17 protein-coding genes and 1 pseudogene are annotated in these 22,119 nt (G+C 59.6%); 12 read left to right on the forward strand and 6 right to left on the reverse strand.

The window, feature by feature from the left end; all coding sequences use genetic code 11:
- Positions 1-10: 10 nt before the first annotated feature.
- From AWB70_RS30285 to fnr, 4 genes are all read right to left on the reverse strand, one after another.
- Positions 11-1,621 carry a methyl-accepting chemotaxis protein gene (locus AWB70_RS30285; RefSeq protein WP_063786690.1) on the reverse strand — a complete coding sequence of 537 codons (1,611 nt, stop codon included), beginning with the start codon at positions 1,619-1,621 and terminating at the stop codon, positions 11-13.
- 233 nt (positions 1,622-1,854) lie between these two features.
- The gene (locus tag AWB70_RS30290; protein ID WP_053568934.1) at positions 1,855-2,496 is read right to left on the reverse strand and encodes a response regulator; all 642 of its coding nucleotides are present in this window, start codon (positions 2,494-2,496) and stop codon (positions 1,855-1,857) included.
- Positions 2,497-2,671: 175 nt separating this feature from the next.
- The gene (locus tag AWB70_RS30295; protein WP_053568944.1) at positions 2,672-3,406 is read right to left on the reverse strand and encodes a helix-turn-helix domain-containing protein; all 735 of its coding nucleotides are present in this window, start codon (positions 3,404-3,406) and stop codon (positions 2,672-2,674) included.
- A gap of 391 nt (positions 3,407-3,797) precedes the next feature.
- Entirely contained in the window at positions 3,798-4,544 is a 747-nt protein-coding gene (fnr, locus tag AWB70_RS30300; RefSeq protein ID WP_075644247.1) for a fumarate/nitrate reduction transcriptional regulator Fnr, read from the reverse strand.
- Positions 4,545-4,994: 450 nt separating this feature from the next.
- On the opposite strand from fnr, the gene AWB70_RS30305 reads away from it, so the two are divergent.
- On the forward strand, positions 4,995-6,596 hold the full coding sequence (locus AWB70_RS30305) for a diguanylate cyclase domain-containing protein (protein ID WP_063786688.1): 1,602 nt from the start codon (positions 4,995-4,997) through the stop codon (positions 6,594-6,596).
- A 4-nt stretch (positions 6,597-6,600) separates the two neighbouring features.
- Here AWB70_RS30305 and AWB70_RS30310 read toward each other — a convergent pair whose 3' ends face one another.
- On the reverse strand, positions 6,601-6,876 hold the full coding sequence (locus tag AWB70_RS30310) for a DUF3303 domain-containing protein (RefSeq protein ID WP_053568932.1): 276 nt from the start codon (positions 6,874-6,876) through the stop codon (positions 6,601-6,603).
- An 843-nt stretch (positions 6,877-7,719) separates the two neighbouring features.
- Between AWB70_RS30310 and AWB70_RS30315 the strand changes: the two are divergent.
- The 6 genes and pseudogenes from AWB70_RS30315 to AWB70_RS30340 form a co-directional block, all read left to right on the forward strand.
- Positions 7,720-8,301 (forward strand): annotated as a pseudogene (locus AWB70_RS30315) (MFS transporter); the annotation flags it as partial.
- 93 nt (positions 8,302-8,394) lie between these two features.
- Positions 8,395-8,847: a cupin domain-containing protein gene (locus AWB70_RS30320; protein ID WP_053568931.1), complete on the forward strand. Its 453-nt coding sequence runs from the start codon at positions 8,395-8,397 to the stop codon at positions 8,845-8,847.
- Between the two features lie 149 nt (positions 8,848-8,996).
- Positions 8,997-9,908 (forward strand): shikimate dehydrogenase family protein, encoded by a 912-nt coding sequence (locus tag AWB70_RS30325; protein WP_235024392.1) that lies wholly within the window; start codon positions 8,997-8,999, stop codon positions 9,906-9,908.
- Between the two features lie 25 nt (positions 9,909-9,933).
- Positions 9,934-10,953, forward strand: a complete 1,020-nt coding sequence (locus AWB70_RS30330; RefSeq protein ID WP_053568929.1) for a Gfo/Idh/MocA family protein — start codon at positions 9,934-9,936, stop codon at positions 10,951-10,953.
- Positions 10,950-12,005 (forward strand): alpha/beta fold hydrolase, encoded by a 1,056-nt coding sequence (locus AWB70_RS30335; RefSeq protein WP_374730265.1) that lies wholly within the window; start codon positions 10,950-10,952, stop codon positions 12,003-12,005. The genes AWB70_RS30330 and AWB70_RS30335 overlap by 4 nt, the downstream gene beginning before the upstream one ends.
- Before the next feature lie 389 nt (positions 12,006-12,394).
- Positions 12,395-12,766 carry a YciI family protein gene (locus AWB70_RS30340; protein ID WP_053568927.1) on the forward strand — a complete coding sequence of 124 codons (372 nt, stop codon included), beginning with the start codon at positions 12,395-12,397 and terminating at the stop codon, positions 12,764-12,766.
- A gap of 235 nt (positions 12,767-13,001) precedes the next feature.
- Here AWB70_RS30340 and AWB70_RS30345 read toward each other — a convergent pair whose 3' ends face one another.
- Entirely contained in the window at positions 13,002-13,583 is a 582-nt protein-coding gene (locus AWB70_RS30345) for an amidohydrolase family protein (protein WP_075644246.1), read from the reverse strand.
- A gap of 153 nt (positions 13,584-13,736) precedes the next feature.
- Between AWB70_RS30345 and AWB70_RS30350 the strand changes: the two genes are divergently transcribed.
- The 5 genes from AWB70_RS30350 (at position 13,737) to AWB70_RS30370 (ending at position 22,083) form a co-directional block, all read left to right on the forward strand.
- Positions 13,737-14,480 (forward strand): GntR family transcriptional regulator, encoded by a 744-nt coding sequence (locus tag AWB70_RS30350; protein WP_045453150.1) that lies wholly within the window; start codon positions 13,737-13,739, stop codon positions 14,478-14,480.
- A gap of 285 nt (positions 14,481-14,765) precedes the next feature.
- Positions 14,766-16,070, forward strand: coding sequence for an MFS transporter (locus AWB70_RS30355; RefSeq protein WP_045453148.1), 1,305 nt, complete (start codon positions 14,766-14,768; stop codon positions 16,068-16,070).
- Positions 16,071-16,640: 570 nt separating this feature from the next.
- Positions 16,641-17,939 carry an ATP-grasp domain-containing protein gene (locus tag AWB70_RS30360; protein WP_053568925.1) on the forward strand — a complete coding sequence of 433 codons (1,299 nt, stop codon included), beginning with the start codon at positions 16,641-16,643 and terminating at the stop codon, positions 17,937-17,939.
- A 10-nt stretch (positions 17,940-17,949) separates the two neighbouring features.
- Positions 17,950-20,649: a CoA-binding protein gene (locus AWB70_RS30365; protein ID WP_053568924.1), complete on the forward strand. Its 2,700-nt coding sequence runs from the start codon at positions 17,950-17,952 to the stop codon at positions 20,647-20,649.
- 138 nt (positions 20,650-20,787) lie between these two features.
- Entirely contained in the window at positions 20,788-22,083 is a 1,296-nt protein-coding gene (locus AWB70_RS30370; RefSeq protein WP_045453142.1) for an MFS transporter, read from the forward strand.
- Positions 22,084-22,119: the final 36 nt, after the last annotated feature.

Genomic DNA, 22,119 nt, shown 5'->3' on the forward strand with positions numbered 1-22,119 from the left:
TTCCGCTTCGTCAAACCGTTGTGACGGCAGCGGAAGACGTCGCTGCGGAATGCGGCCTGCTTCGTCGTGCTGGCTGATCCGACGCGCTCGATAGCTCAAACACGGAAACCGCATTCGTCATTTGCACCGCCGACTGCTCCAGCGACTGCGCAGCCGCGGCGGATTGCTCCACGAGCGCCGCATTTTGCTGCGTGACAGAATCGATCTGGCTGATCGCCTGGTGGACCTGCTCGATCCCCTGACTCTGTTCTTCCGACGCTTCCGCAATCTCGCCCACGATATCCGAGACTTGCTGGATGCCGCGGATCACCTGCGCCATGGAGACGCCTACGACTTCCGCCTGTTCCACGCCGTTGCGTACAAGCGTGGCCGACGACTCGATCAAATCCTTGATCTCCTTTGCCGCCGTCGACGAGCGTTGCGCGAGCGCGCGCACCTCGCTGGCCACGACGGCAAAGCCTCGTCCCTGTTCGCCCGCGCGCGCGGCTTCGACCGCGGCGTTGAGCGCAAGAATGTTCGTCTGAAACGCGATGCTCTCGATCATCGTCGTGATCTCGGATATGCGCGTGGAACTGTCGCGGATATTGCCGATGATCTCGACCATCGTCTGCACCGCCGAGTTGCTGGAATTCGCTGTCTCGCGTGTGCCCATGGCGAGCGTGTTCGCATGGCGGGCGTTGTCGGCGTTCTGCCGCACCGTTTGCGCCAGCTCCGTCATGCTGGCCGCGGTCTCTTCGAGCGACGAGGCCTGCTGTTCGGTACGCGACGACAGATCGATGTTGCCGCTCGCGATCTCGCGCGCCGAGATCGAAACCGCCTCGCTCGACGAAAGAATGCCGCGCACCGTCGTCGTGAGCTGATCGCTCATTCGCTTCATCGCGTCGAGCAGCGGGCGAAACTCGTTTTGCGAATCAAACTCGATCGGGCTGCGCAGATCGCCCGCCGCGATGACATTCGCAACTTGCACGGACTGTCCCAGCGGCGTGGAAATTGCCTTCGACAGATACATCGAGGCACCGATCGCAATGACGACGCCGACGATGACGATCAGCCCGAGGACCCACATCAGTTGGCCGTTTCTCACCGCGCTATCCGCAGCGAAGTTCTTGGCTTGCTCGACATTGAGCTGGACATCCCGACTGATCAGGTCGGTCAGGCGATCGCCGAGCGGCGAGAGCGTATTTTGTTGGAACCCCGCGCTGGCCTGAAAATCACCCTTTTCGATCAACGCCAGCTCTTCCTGCACGGCGGCGCGGAACTGCGTCAGTTGCGTTTCGATGTTCTCCGCAATAGCCCGCTCTCCCCCGCTCGACACACCGTTCGGGTAATAACTCGACCAGGCCTTTTCGATCGCGGTCACCGCATCCCGGACCTTCGAGGTTTGGTGCGTTTCCTGTGTGGCCTGAATCATCCACAGCACGCGGCGCGTATTGAGCACATTGGCGCGAACGCCGGCGAGCTGACTGATCGGCAATGTATTGCCCGAATAGGACGTCTGCATGTTGTCGCTCAGTTTCGACATGCCGTAAAGGCTGAAGAGACCGAGCGAAAGCATGAGTGCGACGGCAATGCCGAACGCAAGCATGATCCGGAAGCGGATCGTGTGGAGAAAATGGTTCATCGTATTTCGTTCAAGCTTGAGACGACACTCGGCAGCCGCTCCGCATGAAGGATCCGGCGAGTGGCGTGAAGAATTCGGATAAAGGTATGCTCTTCGATAGCGACGAATGCTAACCGTGCCTCGCCGGATGAACGTTGACCGCGATCAATTTTGAGATAACCACGAAGTTCATCGTTTCAGCATGTCATCGAGTTTGGTGTACGCGTCGCATCGCTCAGTGAAACGCGGTCGGATCATTCCTCTTCGTCGAATAGTTTCTGATTCACCGCATAGCGCACGAGTGCCGCTTCATGCGGCATCTGCATCTTCTCGAGAATGCGCGCCTTATAGGTGCTCACGGTTTTCGCGCTCAGACAGAGATCCTTGGCGATCTCCGTGATGGTGCCGCCCGACGCTATCCGGCGGAAAACGTCGAACTCGCGGTCGGACAAGCGCTGATGAGGAAGGGCGCTGGCGGGCTCGTACAGGCGCTGCGCGTATTGCTCCGCCATCGAGATACTGACATAGACGCCGCCCGACGCAACCTTGGAGACGGCCGCGAGCAGTTCGGATGCCGCGCAGGCCTTCGTCAGGTAGCCCGCCGCACCGGCCTTGAATGCGCGTACCGCGTACTGCTGCTCGGCTTGCATCGTCAGAACGAGAATACGCAGATCAGGCTGCTCTTTTCTGATCTGCCTCAGCAGATCGAGGCCGTTGCGGCCCGGCAAAGACAGATCCAACACGAGTACGTGCGCGGGCGTCGAGCGCACCAGTGCCAGCGTGCCCGGCCCGTCGCCCGCTTCGCCCACCACGTCGAAACGTCGGGAATTCAGGAGAATGCGATGGAGACCTTCGCGAACCAGTTCGTGATCGTCGGCGATCAGAACGTTCGTCATGGGTTGCTCGGGCGTTGCGTCCTGATGGACAGCAACGGCTGTCGCGGCACAGTGGTCACGCACACCTCCGTGGGTGGCATATCGGCGTTCAATATGCCACCACTTTGGCATGGCGCGCAACACGGAGGCTAAATCGCAGGCGATTGTTTGCTGCGACGCAGCGTAATAGACTGTTTTAGACTTTCTCAAGTCCCTCGCGGTCAACGATTCGAACCTTTTTCGCGCGCGCTTGAATCAGCCCGTCGCGCGCGAATTTCGACAGCATCCGGCTGACCGTCTCGAGCTTGAGTCCGAGATAGCTGCCGATTTCTTCACGTGTCATGCGAAGTTCAAGTTCTTCTCTCGGATAGCCGCGACCACCTACGCGATCCGAGAGATTCAGCAGAAAGGCGGCGACACGCTGCTCGGCCGACATCGTGCCGAGCAGCATGACGAGCGCGCTTTCCCTGACGATCTCTCCGCTCATGGCCCGATGCAGATGTCGCTGCATCGCGCGGATGCTAAGGCACATCCTCTCCAGTTCCGCGAACGGAATCACGCAGACGGAGCTGTCTTCGAGCGCGATCGCATCGCATGCATGGCGATCGACACTCAAGCCGTCGAGGCCGAGCGTTTCGCCGGCAACGAAAAAGCTGTTGATCTGTTCCACGCCGTCACGGTGCACGAGCACGGTCTTGAGCGAACCCGTGCGAACCTTGTATACGTTCTCGAACCGGTCGTTCGCGCTGAAGAGCCGCCCTCCCCGCCGAATCGCACGCGTCGCGCCGACGATGTCATCGACTTGCGCGAACTCCCGCGCGGAAAGTTCTGCCGGCATGCACAGGAAGCGCCGCGAACAGGTCGAGCAGCGCGGCGCGGTACGCCGCGTCGCAACGGGCGGCAGCGGCAGGCGTTCGTTTGATGCGTACATCCCTTTCTCTCCCAGATCGGGCGCGTGTTCGGCAAGCGTGCCGCTGGGCGCCGTGAGCAAGGCAAGATATCGATGCCCACCATCGAAGTCTGGGGTATTCGGATTTCGCGCAAAATCAGTCGCCGCCGCGGATCGATGTAAGGCTGCGAGCACGTCTGTAGGGAAACGCCTACACGTGCCTCGCCGAGTAATCGCGGCGCGGGCGAATTCAAACTCGTCGAAGATTGGATTAGATCAAAAACCGGAGCCTTCACTTTCTCCCAAAGTACTCGGTCAGGCGAATAATTCGCATGCACGGTCGGATCCCCGTCCGCGCCGTGTACTGGACAGCTCTCGTCCATTACTGCGCGTCACCGCCCCGGTGACGCGCTTTTTTTTCGCAGTAACCGATTCAGCTTGCACAATCGCCGGCGGACGGTACGCCCGGTGCGCGGCCGTCCCACTGCTCGCTCAGATGCGTACGCGCCTTGAGTTCCGCCACGTTCAACAGCTTTACGTGACGATGACGGACCTGAATCAGCCCGCGATCCATCATCTTCGACAATAGCCGGCTGACGGTTTCCAGCTTGATACCCAGATGATTGCCGATGTCCTCGCGTGTCATGCGCAAATAGAACTCGCTGCTCGAGTAGCCACGCGCGGCGAATCGCTCCGACAAGTTCACCAGGAACGTAGCGACTCTTTCCTCCGCGCTCATCGAACCGAGCGAAAGCAGCATCGCGTGATCCTTTCTGACTTCACGGCTCGTCATGCGAAGCAACTGCTGTTGAAGGAACGGCGCGCGGATCGCGAGCATGGCGAGGTTCTCAACGTGAATCACACACACATCGGAGTCCTCGAGCGCGATGGCATCGGACGCATATCGGACTTCGTCGAAGCTATCCAGTCCGACCAGATCGCCCTGAATATTAAAGCCCGTGATATGTACCCTGCCATCCTCGGAGCTCGTCAGCGTTTTCAGCATTCCCGAGCGAATCGCATATACCGAAGTCAACGGATCGCCTTGACGATACAACGTCTGCCCCTTTCGAATGCGGAGACGTTCGTGGATCTCGATATCGAGGATCGAAATTTCTTCCCGACTCATCCCCTCGGGTACGCAAAAGCGGTCCAGCGAACAACGTGAACAACAAGGCATGACGATCTTTCCGGGTTCTTGACGGAGGCAGCGTGCAGCGTCGCGCACGACGAATCATCGACGTCGTTGCGAGTGCGAATAAGCGGCATGTGGATTTTGAATCGGCCTACGGCGATCCCTCTCACCAAGCGGTGTTCCGGGGTCTGGGCGAATAGCCGACCGCGCGGCGCAGCCCGGAGCGGCGCACCAGGCAACGCAAACCGAGAGGTCCGAACAGCTTGCAAGGGTAAGGCGCGGACCTCGAAAAATTCTTGATTGCCGTCAATTTTGAGATAGATCAGGGATGACGTTCGCCGGAGCGCAAATCGTGCGCGACACAACACGGGACTGCCGCCAGACGACGAATCGAATGCGTTCTTAAGCAAAGTCAATATCCGGCAGACGGCTAAACATTACGCTCTGAAGATTTCCTGGATCCCCTCAACACAGGCTGGCCGGATCGGCATCGCAATGAAACTACTTACGCGCATTTACCGAGGGAAGATAGTAGGCGTGGTGTCGGCGGGTGGCATTGCGTTGATCGCGCTCATAGCGTTCGGGCTGCTGGAAACGTCGAAACTCGAGTCGAATGTGGCGGTGTTGTATGCGGGCAATATCGCGCCGGTCAGCGAACTCGACGCCATACGCATTGCGGAAATGGACATGCGCAGGCAGTTCTGGAGAGCGCTCGCGTTACGCAATCCTGACGTCACGACGAAAGCCATTCAATCGATACGCGGATCAATTGAAAAGCTCGACAGGGCGTGGTCGCGCTATTTCCCGGTAGGCATCAGCAGTGCAGAGGAACGCGCACTGGCGAATGTGCTCGTACGCGACTTGCCTAGATTCAAAGACATCGTAAAAGAGGGCGTGGCCTTGCTGGCAGACGCACGCTACGACGCAGCGTCGAAATGGTTAGACAGCAACATCGATTTCATGGACCGTCTGGACACCAGGCTCGGCCAGGACATTGCTGTCAATACGCGGCAGGCTGAACGATTCGCTCAGGAATGCGCGTCGATCGTCAATACGACCTTCATGGTCGGATCTGGATTTGTCGGTGCGGTCTTATTGCTGGTTGCGGGCCTGTTCTTCTATCTGTTGCGTGAGCGTAACGACGTCAAGAGAGAGACGCGATATCACCTGTGGATGGCCAACCGCGTCTTCGAGCATGCTTCGAACGGCGTCATGGTCATCAACAAGAACGGACTGATCGAGCGGATCAATCCGGGTTTCACGATCCTGACCGGCTACACGCAGGACGAAGTAATTGGCCGCTCTCCGTGCCTGCTCAATTCCGGACGCCAGAACCGGACCTTTTATGAAGATCTCTGGCATCGCCTGAACGAAACCGGCCATTGGAAAGGCGAGGTCTGGAACCGCGGAAAGGATGGCCGTATCTATCTCGAATCCATGTCGATGTCGGGCATCCGCGACAGAGACGGACACTATTCGCACTTCGTTGCATTCAGTTCCGATGTGACGCAACGTCAACTCGAAGAAGAGCGCCTGAGTTATCTGGCGACGCACGACGCATTGACCGGGTTGCTGAATCGCGCGCAGTTCGGCGAGCATCTGCGTCAGGCGATCTTGCGCGCGAAACGCAAGCTGACGCGCGTTGCGTTGTTGTTCATCGATCTGGACGGCTTCAAGCAGATTAATGACACGCTCGGTCACGGCGTGGGCGATTTAGTGCTGAAGACCGTCGCATCGAGGATCAGACAATCGCTTCGCGAAAGCGACGTGATCGCGCGCTTTGGCGGCGACGAGTTCACCGTCATTCTCGAAGACATAACCGATCCTCAGGATGTGGCACGCATTGCGCACAATCTGGTGGCATCGATAGGACGTCCGATGGATATCGACTCGACGCAGGCGCGCGTGACCACCAGCGTTGGCATCAGCCTATTTCCCGACCACGGCGCGGGGCCAAATGAACTGCTCAAGCGCGCAGATATGGCAATGTACGAAGCGAAGGATTCCGGCAAGAACGACTTTCAGTTTTGTGCGCTGACGGAAGACGCCACGGCGATGCACAGCGCCGAAGATGCCCAGGCAGACCAGGCGGAGTGACCTGTCAGAGCAGTCCCAGCGAGGCATCGTAGGCGTCGGCGGTCATCACGGGCGTCAGCGTGAAGTTGAAGAGATCGTTCCATTGGATGATCCATGCAGCGAGTTTCGACGCATCGTCCGCTTCGATGACTGCGTATCCGCCCGGCTCCGCGATGGCATGCCAGCGGGCGATAACGGTGATCTCTTTCGACCTCGAACTATCGCTTCGCATGCTCTTGTAGCGTTCGACCGCGGCCTTTCTTGCGGTCGCGGGACCAGACCAGTGGACGACGAATAGCATGAAAGACCTCTTTTCTCACAGGCGGCGTGGACAGATGATGCTGGTTTTCGAATCGCCACATGAGCAGAGAAGCAATGCGATCAAAAGCCACTGCCGCTTTGCGCGGGCGCTACGCTGCAAACCATATGAACTCGCAGGCGGTTTTTCAAGCAATTAACTTCCAGAAAGATGTTTTACGCTTACCTCGACAGTGTGGAAGAACTCAATTGGCTTCCGGAAAATTAACCAAATAACTTCTGTTTTGGCCGGGTTCTGAGGTCAAAACGGAGCCTAGGCGCTTGGTCTGTTACTCAAATAACTTCCGGGAGCGACAAGTTTCAACCATAAATCTTCCATCGTCGCGAAAAGATCGTCAACCATCGTTGCGATTGGGCCCCGTGAGCGTCCGTGACCGCTACCAGGCAAGAACGTCCAAGCCGAGCACGTCATCGGCCATTGCTGACGTTCGTCGTTTGCCGGCGGGACGGCTCTTCAACCCTCGACACCGGTCGTTCACAACTACGGTCATCGCGAACAGCGGTTCGTCTCCCGACCAAGAGGCGAAATCGACCCATCTCGGCCATATGATCCTGAAAATCGTCAACGACCGGTTGCGAGCCATTCCGGTCGTTTGAATTAGGCATAGCATTCAAAATTCGCGGGCGAGCGATCTACCGTCCAGCAATCTGGAACGGAACCGTTCGTCTCGCCCAATATGTTGAAATATCAGAACTTGTGCCGAATCGCCACGCGCGCCATCACCTGCCGATTCGTCGATGACGGCCCCGCCGTATCCGGATTCGATGCCACTTCGAGTCCCGTGCCCGCCGCCGCTCCTTTCGGCCGGCGTGGCTACTTTGCGAGCTTTACCTGCAAGGAGTGCAAGCCGGACAGCTCCTGGCGGCGGCGGTCGTCGGCAACCTCTCTGACAAAATCGGCCGCCGGCCGCCAGTTCTTGCCGGCGTGCTCAGCGCCGGGTTGCTCTCTTTCGGATACTTGTATGCCATCAGCATCCATAGTCTCTGGCTCACGGTGGTTCTTTCGGTGCTGATGTGGGGCATCGCCTACCAGGGCTTCAACGGTGTGTTCCCGAGCCTTTTCCCGGAACTCTTCCGCACGCGAGTGCGCGTGACGGGAATGGCCATCGGACAAAACGTTGGGACGACGCTTGCAGCACTGACGCCAACGCTCTTTGTAGCCGTCGCGCCTCCCGGCACCGCCAACATTCCGCTCAAAATCGGCTCACTAACGTTCGGCATCTGTCTTGTGGCTGCGTTCGCCGCTTTCACTACGCGGGAGACGTATCGCATGCGCCTCAACGACCTTGGCGACCGCAATGCGGTCCCCGTACCAAAAGCCGAATACGAGCGCTTGCGGGGCGAAGTGATGGCTGGATCAACTAAAACGGCCGATGCGCAACATCTCGGAAATCAGGTTCGTTCGTAGTGGTCCCGCCTTGATGCAATTTGGCATCAGCCGAACAGAAAAAATGCGGCCGCGGCGCTGGCGGCTTCACTGACACGCACACAGGAAATGCAAATGCATAACGAAGACACACCCCGTTACGAGGGCCCGCGCGAGCTCGCGGAATCTCTAAGCGCGTTTGCGCGCATCAGCGCGGCCGAGGCGCCCTGGAACCAGGAGGGCCTGCGCGCCGATTCTGAGTATCGCGACCTCGGACTCGCCGCGGTAACCAACGGTCGGATCGGGGCGAAGCACATTCGTGCGCTGAAGCCGTTCACCGATCCTACCGGCTGGCATTGGCACGACATGACTGGCCACTACCTGTATGTGCTGCGCGGATCCGTGACGTTCCGTTTCGCGGGAGTGGAGGGCGACGTGACCGTTAGTGCAGGCGACGGCCTGTCGCAACCCGCCGGCGTGCCGCATAACGTGCTATGGCGCTCCGACGACCTCGAGGTCATCGAGATCAACGAGCCTGCTGTCTACGGGACCTGGGATCTCGACGCACCGCCTGCACCCTGGAAGTGACTGCTCAATCCCTTGCCCTTCTCATCACATAGCGTGCTCTCGGCGCATCCGACAGTCGTGGATGCTCCAAAACCGCGACGAACGGATTGCGTGATAGAGACGCGGTACACGTAATCAACGCGGCTTGCTTCGAGTATGGATGTACCGACATGCCCTTAGTACGCCACGTTTCCGAGCAGTCAGGAAAGACTGCGCCATCAGCCAACCTCGAAGACAACGCAGCAATGGATCCACATATCACAGGAACAACGCGACTCTACGGGTTAGTGGGCGATCCACTGACGGCAGCTAAGTCGCCACAGTTGTTGAACCAACTCTTTGCTGAACAGCACGTGGACGCAGCTTGCGTTCCGTTCTGGGTGCAGGCCGAAAACCTGCACGCATTCGTCATTGGTGCACGAGCGATGGGCAATCTCTCGGGCATGCTGGTCACCATGCCTCATAAGCAACGGATGCTGGAATTTGTGGACGAACTAGATGCAACTGCTCGTCAGGTCGGCGCCATCAACGTCATCCGGTGCCAGGCGGATGGACGGTGGGTTGGCGCGATATTCGATGGCGTTGGCTGCGTTCTTGGAATGCAGTGGGAGGGCAACCACCCTGCGAACAAGTCTGTGCTTCTCGTCGGCTCGGGAGGCGCGGGAAGCGCCATTGCATTCGCAGTCGCGTCCGCAGGTGCCAGCAGGCTAACCATTTCCGATATCGATGAACGTCGGGCTGCCGACCTGGCGGCAGCTGTGGCTGCCGAGACGGGCTGCGACGTACGTTTAGGGCCACCCGATCCGCAAGGATTCGAGGTGGTCATCAATGCCACGCCCCTCGGCATGAAAGTGGGTGATGCGATACCGGTCGATCCGGAGCGGCTCGCGCCTGGCGCCATCGTCGTCGACATCATCAACGCCTCCGAGCCAACACCGCTTCGGCGCGCCGCGCACGCACGCGGGTGTCGTACCGAGGACGGGGGACCGATGCATCGGGGGCAGGCTGTCCATGCACTTAAGTTTCTTGGATTCGACTACCGCCCCGATGGACGATCAACACCAGACCACAATCCGCGATAAATAGGTATTTCAAAGGAGAATATGCATGAGAGTTGCTTTGCTGGAAGTCAGCCATTGGCATGTCCCGCTCTATCTTGATGCGCTGGAAGCCCCCGGAATTGAAGTGGTCGCCGTGTCGGATGCGGAGCATGTCAAGGGCGAGGCGATTGCCGCACGATTCGGAAGCAAGCTGTACTCGTCGGCTTATGAATTGCTCGAGCGTGAAGAAGTTGATTTCGCATTCGTGTTCGGACGGCACTCCGAGATGCCGGCGCTCGCAGAAGCCGTGATCGCGCTTAACATTCCGTTCGCGCTGGAGAAACCTTGCGGCGTCAACATGTCACAGGTCACCCGACTTCGCGAACTGACCGAGCAGGCCAATCTCTATTGCGCAGTGCCATTGATCTTCCGAATGAGCGAATTGCTCAGCTCGCTCGAGGATGCGGAAGGCCGCATACCGTCGGACTTCAACTACATGTCGTTCCGCTTTATTGTGGGGCCGCCCGGTCGATACGAGGCGGCCGGCGCCGGCTGGGCGCTCGATCCCCAGTATTCCGGAGGCGGATCGACAATCAATGTGGCGACACACTTCATCGACCTGTTTCGATTGCTCACTGGCAAGGAGGTCGCGCGAGTCTCTGCCACGATGAACGCAAGAACGCATCGAGGGGACGTTGAGGACTATTCGCTGCTGACCATGCAAACCGAAGACGGCGTGATCGGCCTGGTGGAAACGGGCTATAGCTTCCCCAGTACGCCCGACGAGCAGCGCGAGTTTTCGTTCACGCTTGCATCAGATCGAATGTACGCGAAGTCCGGGCCCGACCGGATCGAGATTCGGGACAGAAACAACTTGTCTGCCGGCACGCGGAGCCGCCGCCTCCAGCTCGAAACTGACATTTACTACCCGTTGTTCGTCAAGCAGGTGCTGACAGAATGCCGTACTGGCGCAACGCCAATCGCGTCGTTGCGCGACGCAGAGCTCATGATGCAAGTCATGGACGCGGCGTACGCGTCAGCTCGACTCGGGGGGGCGCTTCAGACTTTGGCGCCGATCTCGAAGTGACGTATCTGTCGGATCGCGCGCTAATGCTGCAAACCACACATTGCAATGCGGCCGACTATCCCGCGCCGTACGAAGGGGACTGGATCGCACGAGATTTCCGTTTCCACACCGGCGAGGTGATGTCGGAGGTTCGGATCCACTACCGGACCATCGGCGACCCGTCAGGTGAGCCGGTTCTCGTCTTGCACGGCACGACGGGCACCGGGGCAAGCATGCTGACACCTGGTTTTGCGGGGGAGTTGTTCGGACCCGGGCAGCCGCTCGATGCCAAGAGGTATTTCATCATCGTTCCGGACGCTCTAGGAGCCGGTGGATCGTCCAAGCCGTCCGACGGACTGCGCACACGATTTCCGGCTTACAACTACGACGACATGGTGCTCGCGCAGCACCGACTACTGACCGAGCACCTGAACATCCGGCACTTGCGCCTGTTGATCGGTAATTCGATGGGCGGCATGCACGCATGGATCTGGGGCGTGCGGTATCCCGATTTCATGGATGCGCTCGTGCCGATGGCGTCACAACCGACGGAAATGTCCGGCCGAAACTGGATGCTGCGCCGCATGCTCATCGAGATGGTCCGAAACGACCCGGAGTACCAGGGCGGTAACTATGAGAGCCAGCCAAGTTCGTTGCGCCTTCTCAACGCGTTTTTTTCACTGGCCACTAATGGTGGGACGCTCGCCTGTCAAAAGGCGGCGTCGACGATGGAACTAGCCGACGAGTACGTCGACACGAGATTGGGTCAACCGTTCACATTGGATGCCAACGATTACTTATATCAGTGGAGTGCCGCACGCGGCTATAACCCGGCACCAGCCCTGGAAGACATTGAAGCTGCCGTCCTCGCCATTAACGCCGCCGACGACGAACGCTATCCGCCGGAGACCCGCTTGATGGAGCGCGCGATGCAGCGTGCGCGCAACGGCCGGCTGTTTGTTATCCCTGCGAGCGAGGATACGTGCGGCCACGGCACCAATGGGCTCGCTCGGTTCTATAAGCGCGGGCTGCATGAATTGCTACGGACGTCCCCGCGCAGAGTCGGAGTGTAATGCCTCTACGGACCTACCGCTGACCTCTTCCGACCCCAGCCGTCGTTAGTTTCGGACTTGCATGCCCGCTGCGGAGAGTACAACGGTCGCTGCGGTAGACCTCTCGCTGCACCGTCGACCGTCGCGAAATGGCTATTGCTGCCCGTCGGCGTTCGAGGCTGGATTGGGTCGCCGCCGAGGATCTGGATGAGAGTCTTCGGATTACCCTGACCCTCGTGTTAGTCCTTATTGTTCTCCACACCGGCAAGCGCTGCTGGCGACAACGCAGAACGTGAGCGACCCCGAAGCGGACAGGGTGGTGAAACCTCCTACAACCTCTCCAAGAACAGTGTCGATCTCCGATCACTCGGTTCGTCGTCAGTAAGTCCGCAGCCAACAAAGGATCTCCCATGAAATTCCTAGGCCTGGCCTACTTCACCCCAGAAAAAATGGCCGCGATGGCACCAGTCGACGTCAGGGAACTGGTGAGCCAATGCCCGGCGCTGGACGAAAGAATGCGCGCTACCGGTAAGGTTCTGGTTTCCGCATCGCTTGGCGATCTAGACAAATGGAGGACGCTTCGTCCAAGCGGCGGCAAAACGCACGTCACTGATGGGCCTTACGCCGAGTCGAAGGAAGTCGTGGGCGGCCTGTTCATCATCGAGGCGGATACCCGTGACGAGGCGTTGCGCATTGCGTCCATGCATCCGGCCGCCACGCTTGGCGAAGAAAGTGGATGGGCCGTCGAGCTCATTCCCATGGATTCGTACCTGGCCCGATGAGCGCGTGGGGACAACTGTTTCGACAATCCGTTGGCGCTCATTTTTACAAACGCCTGTACGGCTTCATGCCTCATCGCGGCCATATCTGCTTAGACCCGTGCCAGGCCCCGACGATGCGTTCGACGTAACCATGCCGACGGCCGTCCACGACGCGGACCCCGCCGCCGTGCCCGCGCCGGGGCGAGACTCCCTCGCTCCCACGACGCTCGATCCGGGTCGCCGGTCACGGCGACAATCAGGTGACATAGCGAAGCAACCTACCGACCTGCGTGGCTACCCCATAAGGTGCGAGAAAGGGAGTCCGCTGCCGAAGCGCTGCGAGGCGCTTGGTTGATGTCGAACCGACAATGTCCTGTAACACCGAGACCGCTCGAGCGAAGTCAGTCGTATGTTCGAACTGGGTGTGTGGCCATTCAATACCCCACATTAGGCGCGATGGTCCGTAGGCGCGGAGCAACTGTTCGGTTGCCTCACGGAAGAACGACGTGCCCGGCTCCGCGCAGCGATAGGCGCCTGAAATCTTTACCCACACCCGACCGGATGCGCCGAATGCGAGCAGTTCGTTAAATCCAAGGTCGCTCGTTCCCTTGTCGGGAGCCGGCCTTCCAAAGTGGTCCACAACCACGGGCAAGCCTTGGTCGAGAAGCGGCTCGATAAGTGCCGGCACATCGCACGCATGTCTGTGCAAATCGACATGCAATCCAAATAGCGCAAGTCGTCTGCCAAACGTGGTCCAAACTGACGAACGCAAATCTGGAAGCGGCCGCCCTATCAGATTGAGCCTGATGCCGGTCGCACTGCTTCTGACGAGGCGCATACCGAGCGAACATCGTTGCCCTCATCGGTACATATATTCATATATATGCCTATATCTCGAGATTAGGCTTGTGCGGCTGGGTGTCTGTCGGGATTATCTCTCGGAGACGACAGTGCTACAGTAGAGATAGAGTTGTGTATATCTATATGACCTATGGACATCGTCACTTTCCCCACTAACGCAGACCTGCGGCTGCCGCGCTACCAACTTATCCGCGACGATATCGTACGCCGTATCGCCGATGGACAATGGGCACCCGAGCAGGCGATACCGACCGAGGCGGACCTCTGTCAGGCCTACGAGGTGTCCATCGGCACCCTGCGCAAAGCCATCGATTTGTTGGTGGCTGATGGCGTTCTGACCCGCACGCAGGGCAAAGGGACTTTCGTCCGCCGGCCGCGCTTTGACTCTTCCTTGTTCCGATTTTTTCGCTTCAAATCAGCGGACGGCAAGTCAGTCCAGCCGACAGGAAAGGTGTTGGGACGTACTGTTCTGAAACCAAGCGAAGCGATTCGCGCGGCACTGCAAATGAAGAGCAGCGAAAAGTGCATCCGCCTCTCTCGCGTTCGTCTCATCGATTCCGAGCCAGTCCTTCGGGAAGAAATCTGGCTTGCTCGCCATCGCTTCGAAGCGTTGACTACCCTCCCGCTCGACGAGTTCGGGGATTTGATGTACCCGCTTTATGAACGCACGTGCCGACAAATAGTGGCTTCAGCCACGGAGACGCTCACTGTTGAGCAAGCGACCGAGGAGGACGCGGCTGCGTTGCGCGTCGATCTCGGCAGCGCGGTCATCCAGGTTCAGCGAATCGCTGCCGACTTTGCGGGAACACCGATCGAATGGCGGACGACCCGAGGCGCTGCGGCTGGTTTTCAATATCAAGTCGACATTCGCTAAACATCCAGCTTTCGCGTTGGTCTTCTGCCGGCGCTTTCTCCCCCGTCCTAGCGAAGCCCGCATCATCGCGCGCTGGTTATCCCGAGGCTAATTCGCACCGAATCACTGTCGTCGCATCCGCGACAGTGAACCGGCGCGCGACCGTTCGCGTCCGGGTAATACCCCATGGAACGGCGAGGTCATTCAGAGATATAAAGATATATATGTTTATATCTTACGTCCTAGCTTGGTCTGCCGCAGATTGTCATTGTGGGCGGAGCGGCAGGCGTTCTCCCTGGAGGGACCATGGACACGACTCCGATTTCTGAACAGCATGTCATGCGAAAAATGGCATGGCGCCTCATGCCGTTGCTCATTGTGATGTTTCTCATCGCATTCATCGATCGCCAGAACGTTGGTTTTGCCAAATTGGAGATGGTGCAGGCGCTGGGCATGACTGAGGCCGCTTACGGCTTTGGTGCATCCTTGTTTTTTATCGGATACCTGTTGTTCGAAGTTCCCAGTACGCTTGCTCTTCATCGCTTCGGCGCTCGTACCTGGCTGGCGCGAATCATGGTCACCTGGGGAATCATCACCGTTTTGCTGGCGTTTACGAAGTCTCTTCCGTTGTTCTACTTCTACCGTTTTGCGCTCGGTGTCGCTGAGGCGGGCTTCTATCCCGGCGTCATCTACTACCTTACACAATGGTTTCCACAGAGCTACCGGACTCGCGTGCTCGGATTCTTCACGCTCGGCAGTGCCCTGGCAAATATGCTCGGTTCTTTGGTTGGCGGGCTTCTGCTCTCCCTCGGTGGGACATGGGGACTCGATGGCTGGCAGTGGGTTTTCATTGCGACCGGCGCTCCGGCGATCATTGTTGCCTTCGTCGCCTTGAAGTACCTGCCGAATTCCGTGCGGGTTGCTCCGTTCCTTTCACAGGCAGAAAAAGACGTGGTGCAAGCGGCCTTTCTGAGGGAAGCCTCTCCGGAGGCAAAGGCGTCGCACCCATGGGCTGCATTCATCGACCCCAAGGTCCTCATGTTCGCCGCGACTTACATGTTGATGTCGACGTCGCTGTATGGCGTGACCTACTGGATGCCGACGCTCGTGAAAAGCTACGGCGTCTCAGCCACCGTCAATGGACTGCTTAACATGATTCCCTGGGCGCTCGCTGCCCTGCTCTTGCTCTGGCTGCCAGGGAAGCTGAAACGTGAACGTATTGTACTGCGCGCAATGACCGTCGTTGCAGGCATCGGAGTCGTCTGCTTTGCATCGAGCTTGGTTTTGCCCACCACGTCTCTACGCTTCATCGCGCTTTGCTTGGGCGGGGCGTGCATTCCGTTGTTATACCCGTGCTTTTGGTCGCTCCCGCCGCGTTTCTTCACTGGCGCTCGCGCGGCAGCCAGTGTTGCAGCGATCAACTGCATCGGCAATCTCGGCGGGTTCTTTGGCCAGAACCTGATGCCGTATGTCGGTAAGGTGACTCAAAGCCACGCTGCTCCGATGCTCGTTCCGACTGCGTGCCTGTTGGTACTCGCGATAGGTACGGCCATAGCGCGGTCCATCGGCGCTCGTCGACAGGCGGCAGCGGCGCCTACGGTTCAGGTTTGAAGCCGTAGACCACTCGCACGGCAATCAAGATGCCAGTGAAAGTCTGAGCAGCAGGTCGTTTATGCGCCTTCGCTCATCGCGGAGGCCGGAAGCGGCGTCGGAGGCGTGAGCCGCGGCCTCCCACCCATCTGTTTTAGCCGGTCCGATTGAAGGGCCGCAGCAGCGATGTCATATTTCGTCCGCCTGCATTGATAACAGTCGCGCATCAATGCCTCAAAAAAATGCACTTATCGCGAAGGTCGTTTTGCGTGAGTATCTGACCTCAAGATGATCCCAGCAACATGGGAACACAAACAAAACGCGTCGGAGACACGGTATGTACGACCTGAGGCGTGACTTGCGCAGCTAGCGCGTGTTGCCAGAAATTTCCCTCGCATGCGCTTATTGACCGCGCGGCGAGGTCCACTCAGTCCAAATGTCAGACCGCGTAACCCACGTGAGAGTCTACCGCGCTCGGACCCGCTGGCGCTTTGATCGCCGTTCACAGCTATCGCATCCGCTTCAAGCGCTTGCAACACCCAACAGCGCCCGCACTACTTTCGCATTTCGTAAGAACCTCAGGAGACATCCATGCAAATTACCGGTATGTTGCACGGCTCGCGCTTGTTGCAGTTCGTCGGTTTTCCGGCGAGCGAAATCCTCGGGCCCAGCGCCAGCGAAGAGGAAATCAAAACCTTGATCGACCGTCATCGTCAGGTCTTCATTAAGCCAGTTTTTAAAGGCGGCGTTGGAAAGAAGGGAAAAGCAGGTCTCCTCGGCCGCGCCACCGATCTCAAGACTGCGTTAGCAGAGAAGGAACGTCTGTACTTCGCCGAGCACACCGTTGGTCATATCAAGGCGAAGGCGAATGGCGTGACGTTCGAAGCCGGTGTGCCAGCGAAGCACGAAGTGTATTTCTCGATCACCGATTCCACCCGCTTTCGCGCACCAACCATGACGCTCTCGCACATGGGCGGCATGGACATCGAAGAGGTGGACCCGAAGCACGTCGCCATGGTGCCTTTCGATGCATTGACGGGGCTGAAGGCGTTTGTCGTGGCCAACGCGCTCTCCGAGATCGGCGCGCCGAAGGAGATCATTTCGCCGCTCGTTCAGCAGTTGCCGAAGCTCTGGGAGCTGTTCCACGACTTCGGCATGACCACGCTCGAGCTCAATCCGATCCGGATGCGCGAAGACAAAAACGGGCGGCTCACGCCAGTCGCGTGTGACTTCAAGTGCGGCTTCGATCGCGATGATCCCCGCTGGGCGCGTCTTGGTCTGCCGCCGCACCTGTTTGCCGCTGACTACTCCGACTTCGAACAGGAGATCAATCAGTTGCGCACGCACCAGGGGCAAAGCGACGTCTACGTGATCAACGAGATGGGAACGATACTGGCGCCCACCTTCGGCGGCGGGGCCAATTCGCTTGTCACCGAGATGCTTGGGGACGCCGCGATCATCTCGTCGGATTTCGGCGGCAATCCGCCTTACGCAAAGATGAAGGAAGTGGCCCGCATCTGCTTCAGGCACTGGCTCAAACAGTCGAACGTGTTGTTCATCATCGGCGGCAAGTCGAACAACACCGATATCTTCGAGACGCTGCGCGCGATGGCTGACGCCCTTCGCGAACACTTCAGCGAGCATGGCCCGACGCCCCTCTATGTCGTGCTCGGCCGCGGAGGTCCGAATCTCGTGCGCGGCATGTCCGCACTCAGGGACACCTGCGACTCGCTCGGTCTGCCCTACCGGCTCTTTGGATTCGACTCCGATATCAGCGAAGTGATTCAGTACGCCCGCCAGGCGGACGCGTGGATGCGCGCGGGCGGCCGGGCCGAGATTGCCGCGCGGATCGGCGCGAGCGCAATGAAAGCCGAAGCGAACCCGGCCTGAGGAGATGGACATGCACAAGCAAGGCAATAGCCCCTTCAAGTATTTCGTCGGCATCAACTCACTCGCGCAGATCGCCACGCGCGACGACCGCGTCTGCGTGCTCAACGTTCTGGGCGGTGAATCCTCGGACGTGACACCCGTCAGCCACGCGTTTTCTGGCGGCAACGTCGTGTTTGGCACAGCGCCGGGCAAAGGCGGTCAAATGCTCGCGACGCCCGCCGGCGATGTGCCCGTGTACAACAACGTTCGCGAAGGTCTTGAGGCAGGACACCGGTTCAACTGCGGCGTCGTCTATCTGCCGCCGTCGGCCGCGCGCGACGGCGTCGCGGAGCTGATTCGCGTCAATCCCGATTTGCGCAAGATCTTCATCATCACCGAGAAGATCGCGGTTCACGATGCCCGCGAAATCCGCGCGATGGGGCAGCAAGCCGGCATCGACATCTTCGGCGCGAACGGTCTCGGCGTCGCGGATTCGTGGAATCGGGTGAGAATCGGCGGAGCGCTCGGCGGCGACAATCCAGACGATTCGCTGCGCGCAGGATCGATCGCGATCTTCTCCAATTCCGGCGGCTTCAGCACGACGATCGCGCAGTACCTGCGCATGAGCGGCTGGGGCACCTCGACGGTTATTTCAAGCGGTAAGGACGTCTATATCCATTACGCAGCGCCGGAATTCGCCTTCGCGCTCGCCAACGATGCGCGTAGCAAGGCGGCGGTGCTTTATTGCGAACCGGGCGGCTACTACGAGGCCGACGCACAGTTCAGCAAGCCGGTGGTCGCGTGTGTAGTGGGACGCTGGAAGAGCCGACTGACGCGCGCGGTCGGCCACGCCGGTGCGATGGCCGGCGGCTCCGACGACGCGCAAGCCAAGGAACGCTGGTTCATGGAGAAATTCGGCGTGGACCAGCTCTTCACGCCCGACGATCCGTGCTGCTCGGCCAAAGGGGCGGTCGTCACGAACATCGCGCATATTCCGGCGGCGCTGACGGCCGTGATGCGCGCCAACGCAACGATGCCCGACTTCGAGCCTGAAGGCAGTCTCGCGCTCAAACCGTGGTTCGGCTCGGACCAGGGCATCGAACTTCCGTCGGCCCTCGCTATTCCCGTGGTAAGTGCCGTCGCCCCCTATGACGAACAGGTCTCGCAGGTCAATCGCCAGGTTGGTTCGATTGCCCCTCGTCAGACGCTCAAGGACGCCTCAGGGGCGTCGCAGATGGATGCGAAGACGCAGGTGAGCAGCCTGCACGGCACCTCAATGCTGGAGGCCGCGACGCGCTCGCTCGAAGCGAATGTGAGCCTTGCGCTGCTGCACGAATTCGGCGGCGAGAACGACGAAAAGCTCATCAACGTGGCAATTGGCGCATCGGTCAATCTTCACGGCATGCCGGAACTCGCTGCGGCGCAAGCCGCTCGCGAGGCCGGCAATGCGCCGAACGCGATTCTTGCGGCTGCGGCCTCCATCTGCGGGCCGAATCGTCAGCGCGCCGCGCGCGAAGCCGTCAAATGGCTGATCGACCGCTTCTCGGCGGCTGGCCTTGCGCGCGCGCACGACGAAGACTTCGATCTTGATCTCGTCGATGCGACCGGCAGTGAGGCGTTCTTCGGCGACGCCCGGGATCCGCGCGCCGAGGCCATGCTCGCCGGACTTGCGGCGCGCGGTGCAAGTTCGACTTTCGTTCGCTGGCTCACCTCACGGCCCGCTCACCCGAGCGCAGATGCGGTACTGGCCGCGATCACGACAACGCTGGCATGGGGCCCGCTCATGCGTAAGCGCATCTCACGCATCACCGCCGAAAGCCTGCCCTGGTGGAGCATGCTGATCGGAACGCTGATCGGGGCATCGGCCGACGCCTCGCGCCACGGCCCGGACGGCTTCAGCGGCTTCTCCTCTGCTGAAGTGCTGAACGAGCGCAGCGTAACCGAGCTCTGCTTCGCCGCCCTTCTCAATCTCAAACCAGGCCCTGAGGACCTGTTCACCTTCAAGACCCTCGCAGGCCTTCTGCTCACCAATGGTCCCGGCGCGATATCGGCACAAGGGGCAAAGGGCGCAGTGTCCGCGGATGGACCGGAATCGCCCGAGCGCGTGCAGCTCAATAAGGCGCTTGTCGGCTTTCTCTCGCATACGGGCTTCACGCACGGCGGCAATGGCTACGAAGGCATCGCGTTTCTGATCGACGCCTTCAAGGAAACCGCCTTGGACAATCCGTCCAGGCCGGACCACGCCATCGACCTGCGCGCGCTCGCCGAGCGATCCGTTGAACAGTATGCGCAGTACAAGGCACGACAGAAGAACGCGGGCAGCCTCGACATCGCCAAGCTTCCAGGCGTGAATCATCCGGTATTCAAGGACAGGCCGGTCAACCATGATCCGCGCGAGGTGTTCATCGCCGATTTGTGTGAGAAGCGCGGCGAGTACAACGTGTTCCATGCGTACTATCGCGAACTCGTACAGGCACTGTTCGATGCCGGCGTGTCTCGGAACGTCTACTGCGTGAATGTCGATGCGATCATCGCCGCGCTGTTGCTGAAGATGCTCTGGCAGCCCTTGCGGCGCGGGGACCTGACCGAGTCCGATCTCGAAACGGCGGCGTTCACGATTTTCCTTTATCCCCGCATGCTGGGCTGCGCGGGGGAAATCGACGATCACCTCAACCGCGGTCGCAACATGGACACGCGCACGCCTGCCTCGCAGTGCCGCTTCGTGGCTTGATACCCGTGATGAAGGATTGATGTTCAAGGAACATCAATCCTTCCAAAAGTTGCAATTTTCGTTTTTCAGAATTCCGGCGACCATTAGGTACACAACAATACGCCGGGATGCCGTGCATCCCTATTCAGGAGACATTCGATGCACCCCTCCGCTCATACCGCGTCCTCCGGACAGTCGAAGAGTGCCGCCGTGCTGCGCGTCACGGCTGGCAACTTCCTGGAGCAGTTCGACTTCTTCCTGTTCGGCTTCTACGCGACTCAGATCGCCGCGGTGTTTTTCCCTGCGGCCAGTGAATTTGCTTCGCTGATGATGACGTTTGCCGTCTTCGGCGCGGGCTTCCTAATGCGGCCGCTTGGCGCGGTCATTCTGGGCGCGTATATCGACGATGTGGGCCGCCGCAAGGGTCTGATCGTGACGCTCTCGATCATGGCGAGCGGCACCATCCTGATCGCATTCGTGCCGGGCTACGCGACCATCGGCCTCTTCGCTCCGGCCCTCGTGCTGCTCGGCCGTCTGCTGCAGGGTTTCTCGGCGGGCGCGGAACTCGGTGGCGTGTCGGTGTATCTCGCGGAAATGGCGACGCCCGGCAAGAAAGGCTTCTTCACGAGCTGGCAATCGGCGAGCCAGCAGGTCGCCATCGTCGTTGCCGCGGCGCTCGGCTTCGCGCTCAATCAATGGCTCGACACGGCGGCCATCGCCGCGTGGGGATGGCGCGTGCCGTTCTTCGTCGGCTGCATGATCGTGCCGTTCATCTTCATTCTGCGGCGCAATCTCGAGGAAACGCAGGAGTTCAAAAAGCGTCAGCATCGGCCGACGATGGCCGAAGTCTTTCGCACGCTCGTACAAAACTGGAACGTCGTGATCGCAGGCGTGATGCTGGTCGCCATGACCACTACCAGCTTCTATCTGATCACCGTGTATGCGCCGACCTTCGGCAAGACCGTTCTGCATCTGAGCACGGCCGACAGCCTCCTCGTCACGCTGTGCGTGGGCGTGTCGAACTTCATCTGGCTGCCGATCGGCGGGGCGCTGTCGGACCGCATCGGGCGGCGTCCGCTGCTGCTCTCGATGACGATTCTCGCGATCGTCACCGCCTATCCCGCGCTGTCGATGCTCGCGCACGCGCCGAGTTTCATCAATATGCTGCTCGTGCTGCTGTGGCTGTCGTTCATGTACGGCATGTACAACGGCGCGATGGTCGTCGCCCTGACGGAAGTGATGCCGGTCGAGGTGCGCGTGGCAGGCTTCTCACTGGCATACAGTCTTGCCACGGCTGTCTTCGGCGGATTCACCCCGGCGATTTCGACGGCGCTCATCCACATGACAGGCGACAAAGCCGCGCCAGGCTATTGGATGAGCTTCGCAGCGGTTTGCGCGCTCGGTGCGACGCTCGCGCTCTACCGGCGCCGTCCGGCCGCGCTTCGATCCGCCTAATCCATCCATTTCCTCAACCTCACATCACGCGAGCGG

Origin of the sequence: Caballeronia cordobensis, assembly GCF_001544575.2 — a bacterium.
GTDB lineage: Bacteria > Pseudomonadota > Gammaproteobacteria > Burkholderiales > Burkholderiaceae > Caballeronia > Caballeronia cordobensis.

Coding starts and splice junctions, on each gene's coding strand:
- AWB70_RS30285 (WP_063786690.1), bottom strand. CDS start 1,621: ATGAACCATTTTCTCCACACGATCCGCTTCCGGATCATGCTTGCGTTC.
- AWB70_RS30290 (WP_053568934.1), bottom strand. CDS start 2,496: ATGACGAACGTTCTGATCGCCGACGATCACGAACTGGTTCGCGAAGGT.
- AWB70_RS30295 (WP_053568944.1), bottom strand. CDS start 3,406: ATGTACGCATCAAACGAACGCCTGCCGCTGCCGCCCGTTGCGACGCGG.
- fnr (WP_075644247.1), bottom strand. CDS start 4,544: ATGCCTTGTTGTTCACGTTGTTCGCTGGACCGCTTTTGCGTACCCGAG.
- AWB70_RS30305 (WP_063786688.1), top strand. CDS start 4,995: ATGAAACTACTTACGCGCATTTACCGAGGGAAGATAGTAGGCGTGGTG.
- AWB70_RS30310 (WP_053568932.1), bottom strand. CDS start 6,876: ATGCTATTCGTCGTCCACTGGTCTGGTCCCGCGACCGCAAGAAAGGCC.
- AWB70_RS30320 (WP_053568931.1), top strand. CDS start 8,395: ATGCATAACGAAGACACACCCCGTTACGAGGGCCCGCGCGAGCTCGCG.
- AWB70_RS30325 (WP_235024392.1), top strand. CDS start 8,997: ATGCCCTTAGTACGCCACGTTTCCGAGCAGTCAGGAAAGACTGCGCCA.
- AWB70_RS30330 (WP_053568929.1), top strand. CDS start 9,934: ATGAGAGTTGCTTTGCTGGAAGTCAGCCATTGGCATGTCCCGCTCTAT.
- AWB70_RS30340 (WP_053568927.1), top strand. CDS start 12,395: ATGAAATTCCTAGGCCTGGCCTACTTCACCCCAGAAAAAATGGCCGCG.
- AWB70_RS30345 (WP_075644246.1), bottom strand. CDS start 13,583: ATGCGCCTCGTCAGAAGCAGTGCGACCGGCATCAGGCTCAATCTGATA.
- AWB70_RS30350 (WP_045453150.1), top strand. CDS start 13,737: ATGGACATCGTCACTTTCCCCACTAACGCAGACCTGCGGCTGCCGCGC.
- AWB70_RS30355 (WP_045453148.1), top strand. CDS start 14,766: ATGGACACGACTCCGATTTCTGAACAGCATGTCATGCGAAAAATGGCA.
- AWB70_RS30360 (WP_053568925.1), top strand. CDS start 16,641: ATGCAAATTACCGGTATGTTGCACGGCTCGCGCTTGTTGCAGTTCGTC.
- AWB70_RS30365 (WP_053568924.1), top strand. CDS start 17,950: ATGCACAAGCAAGGCAATAGCCCCTTCAAGTATTTCGTCGGCATCAAC.
- AWB70_RS30370 (WP_045453142.1), top strand. CDS start 20,788: ATGCACCCCTCCGCTCATACCGCGTCCTCCGGACAGTCGAAGAGTGCC.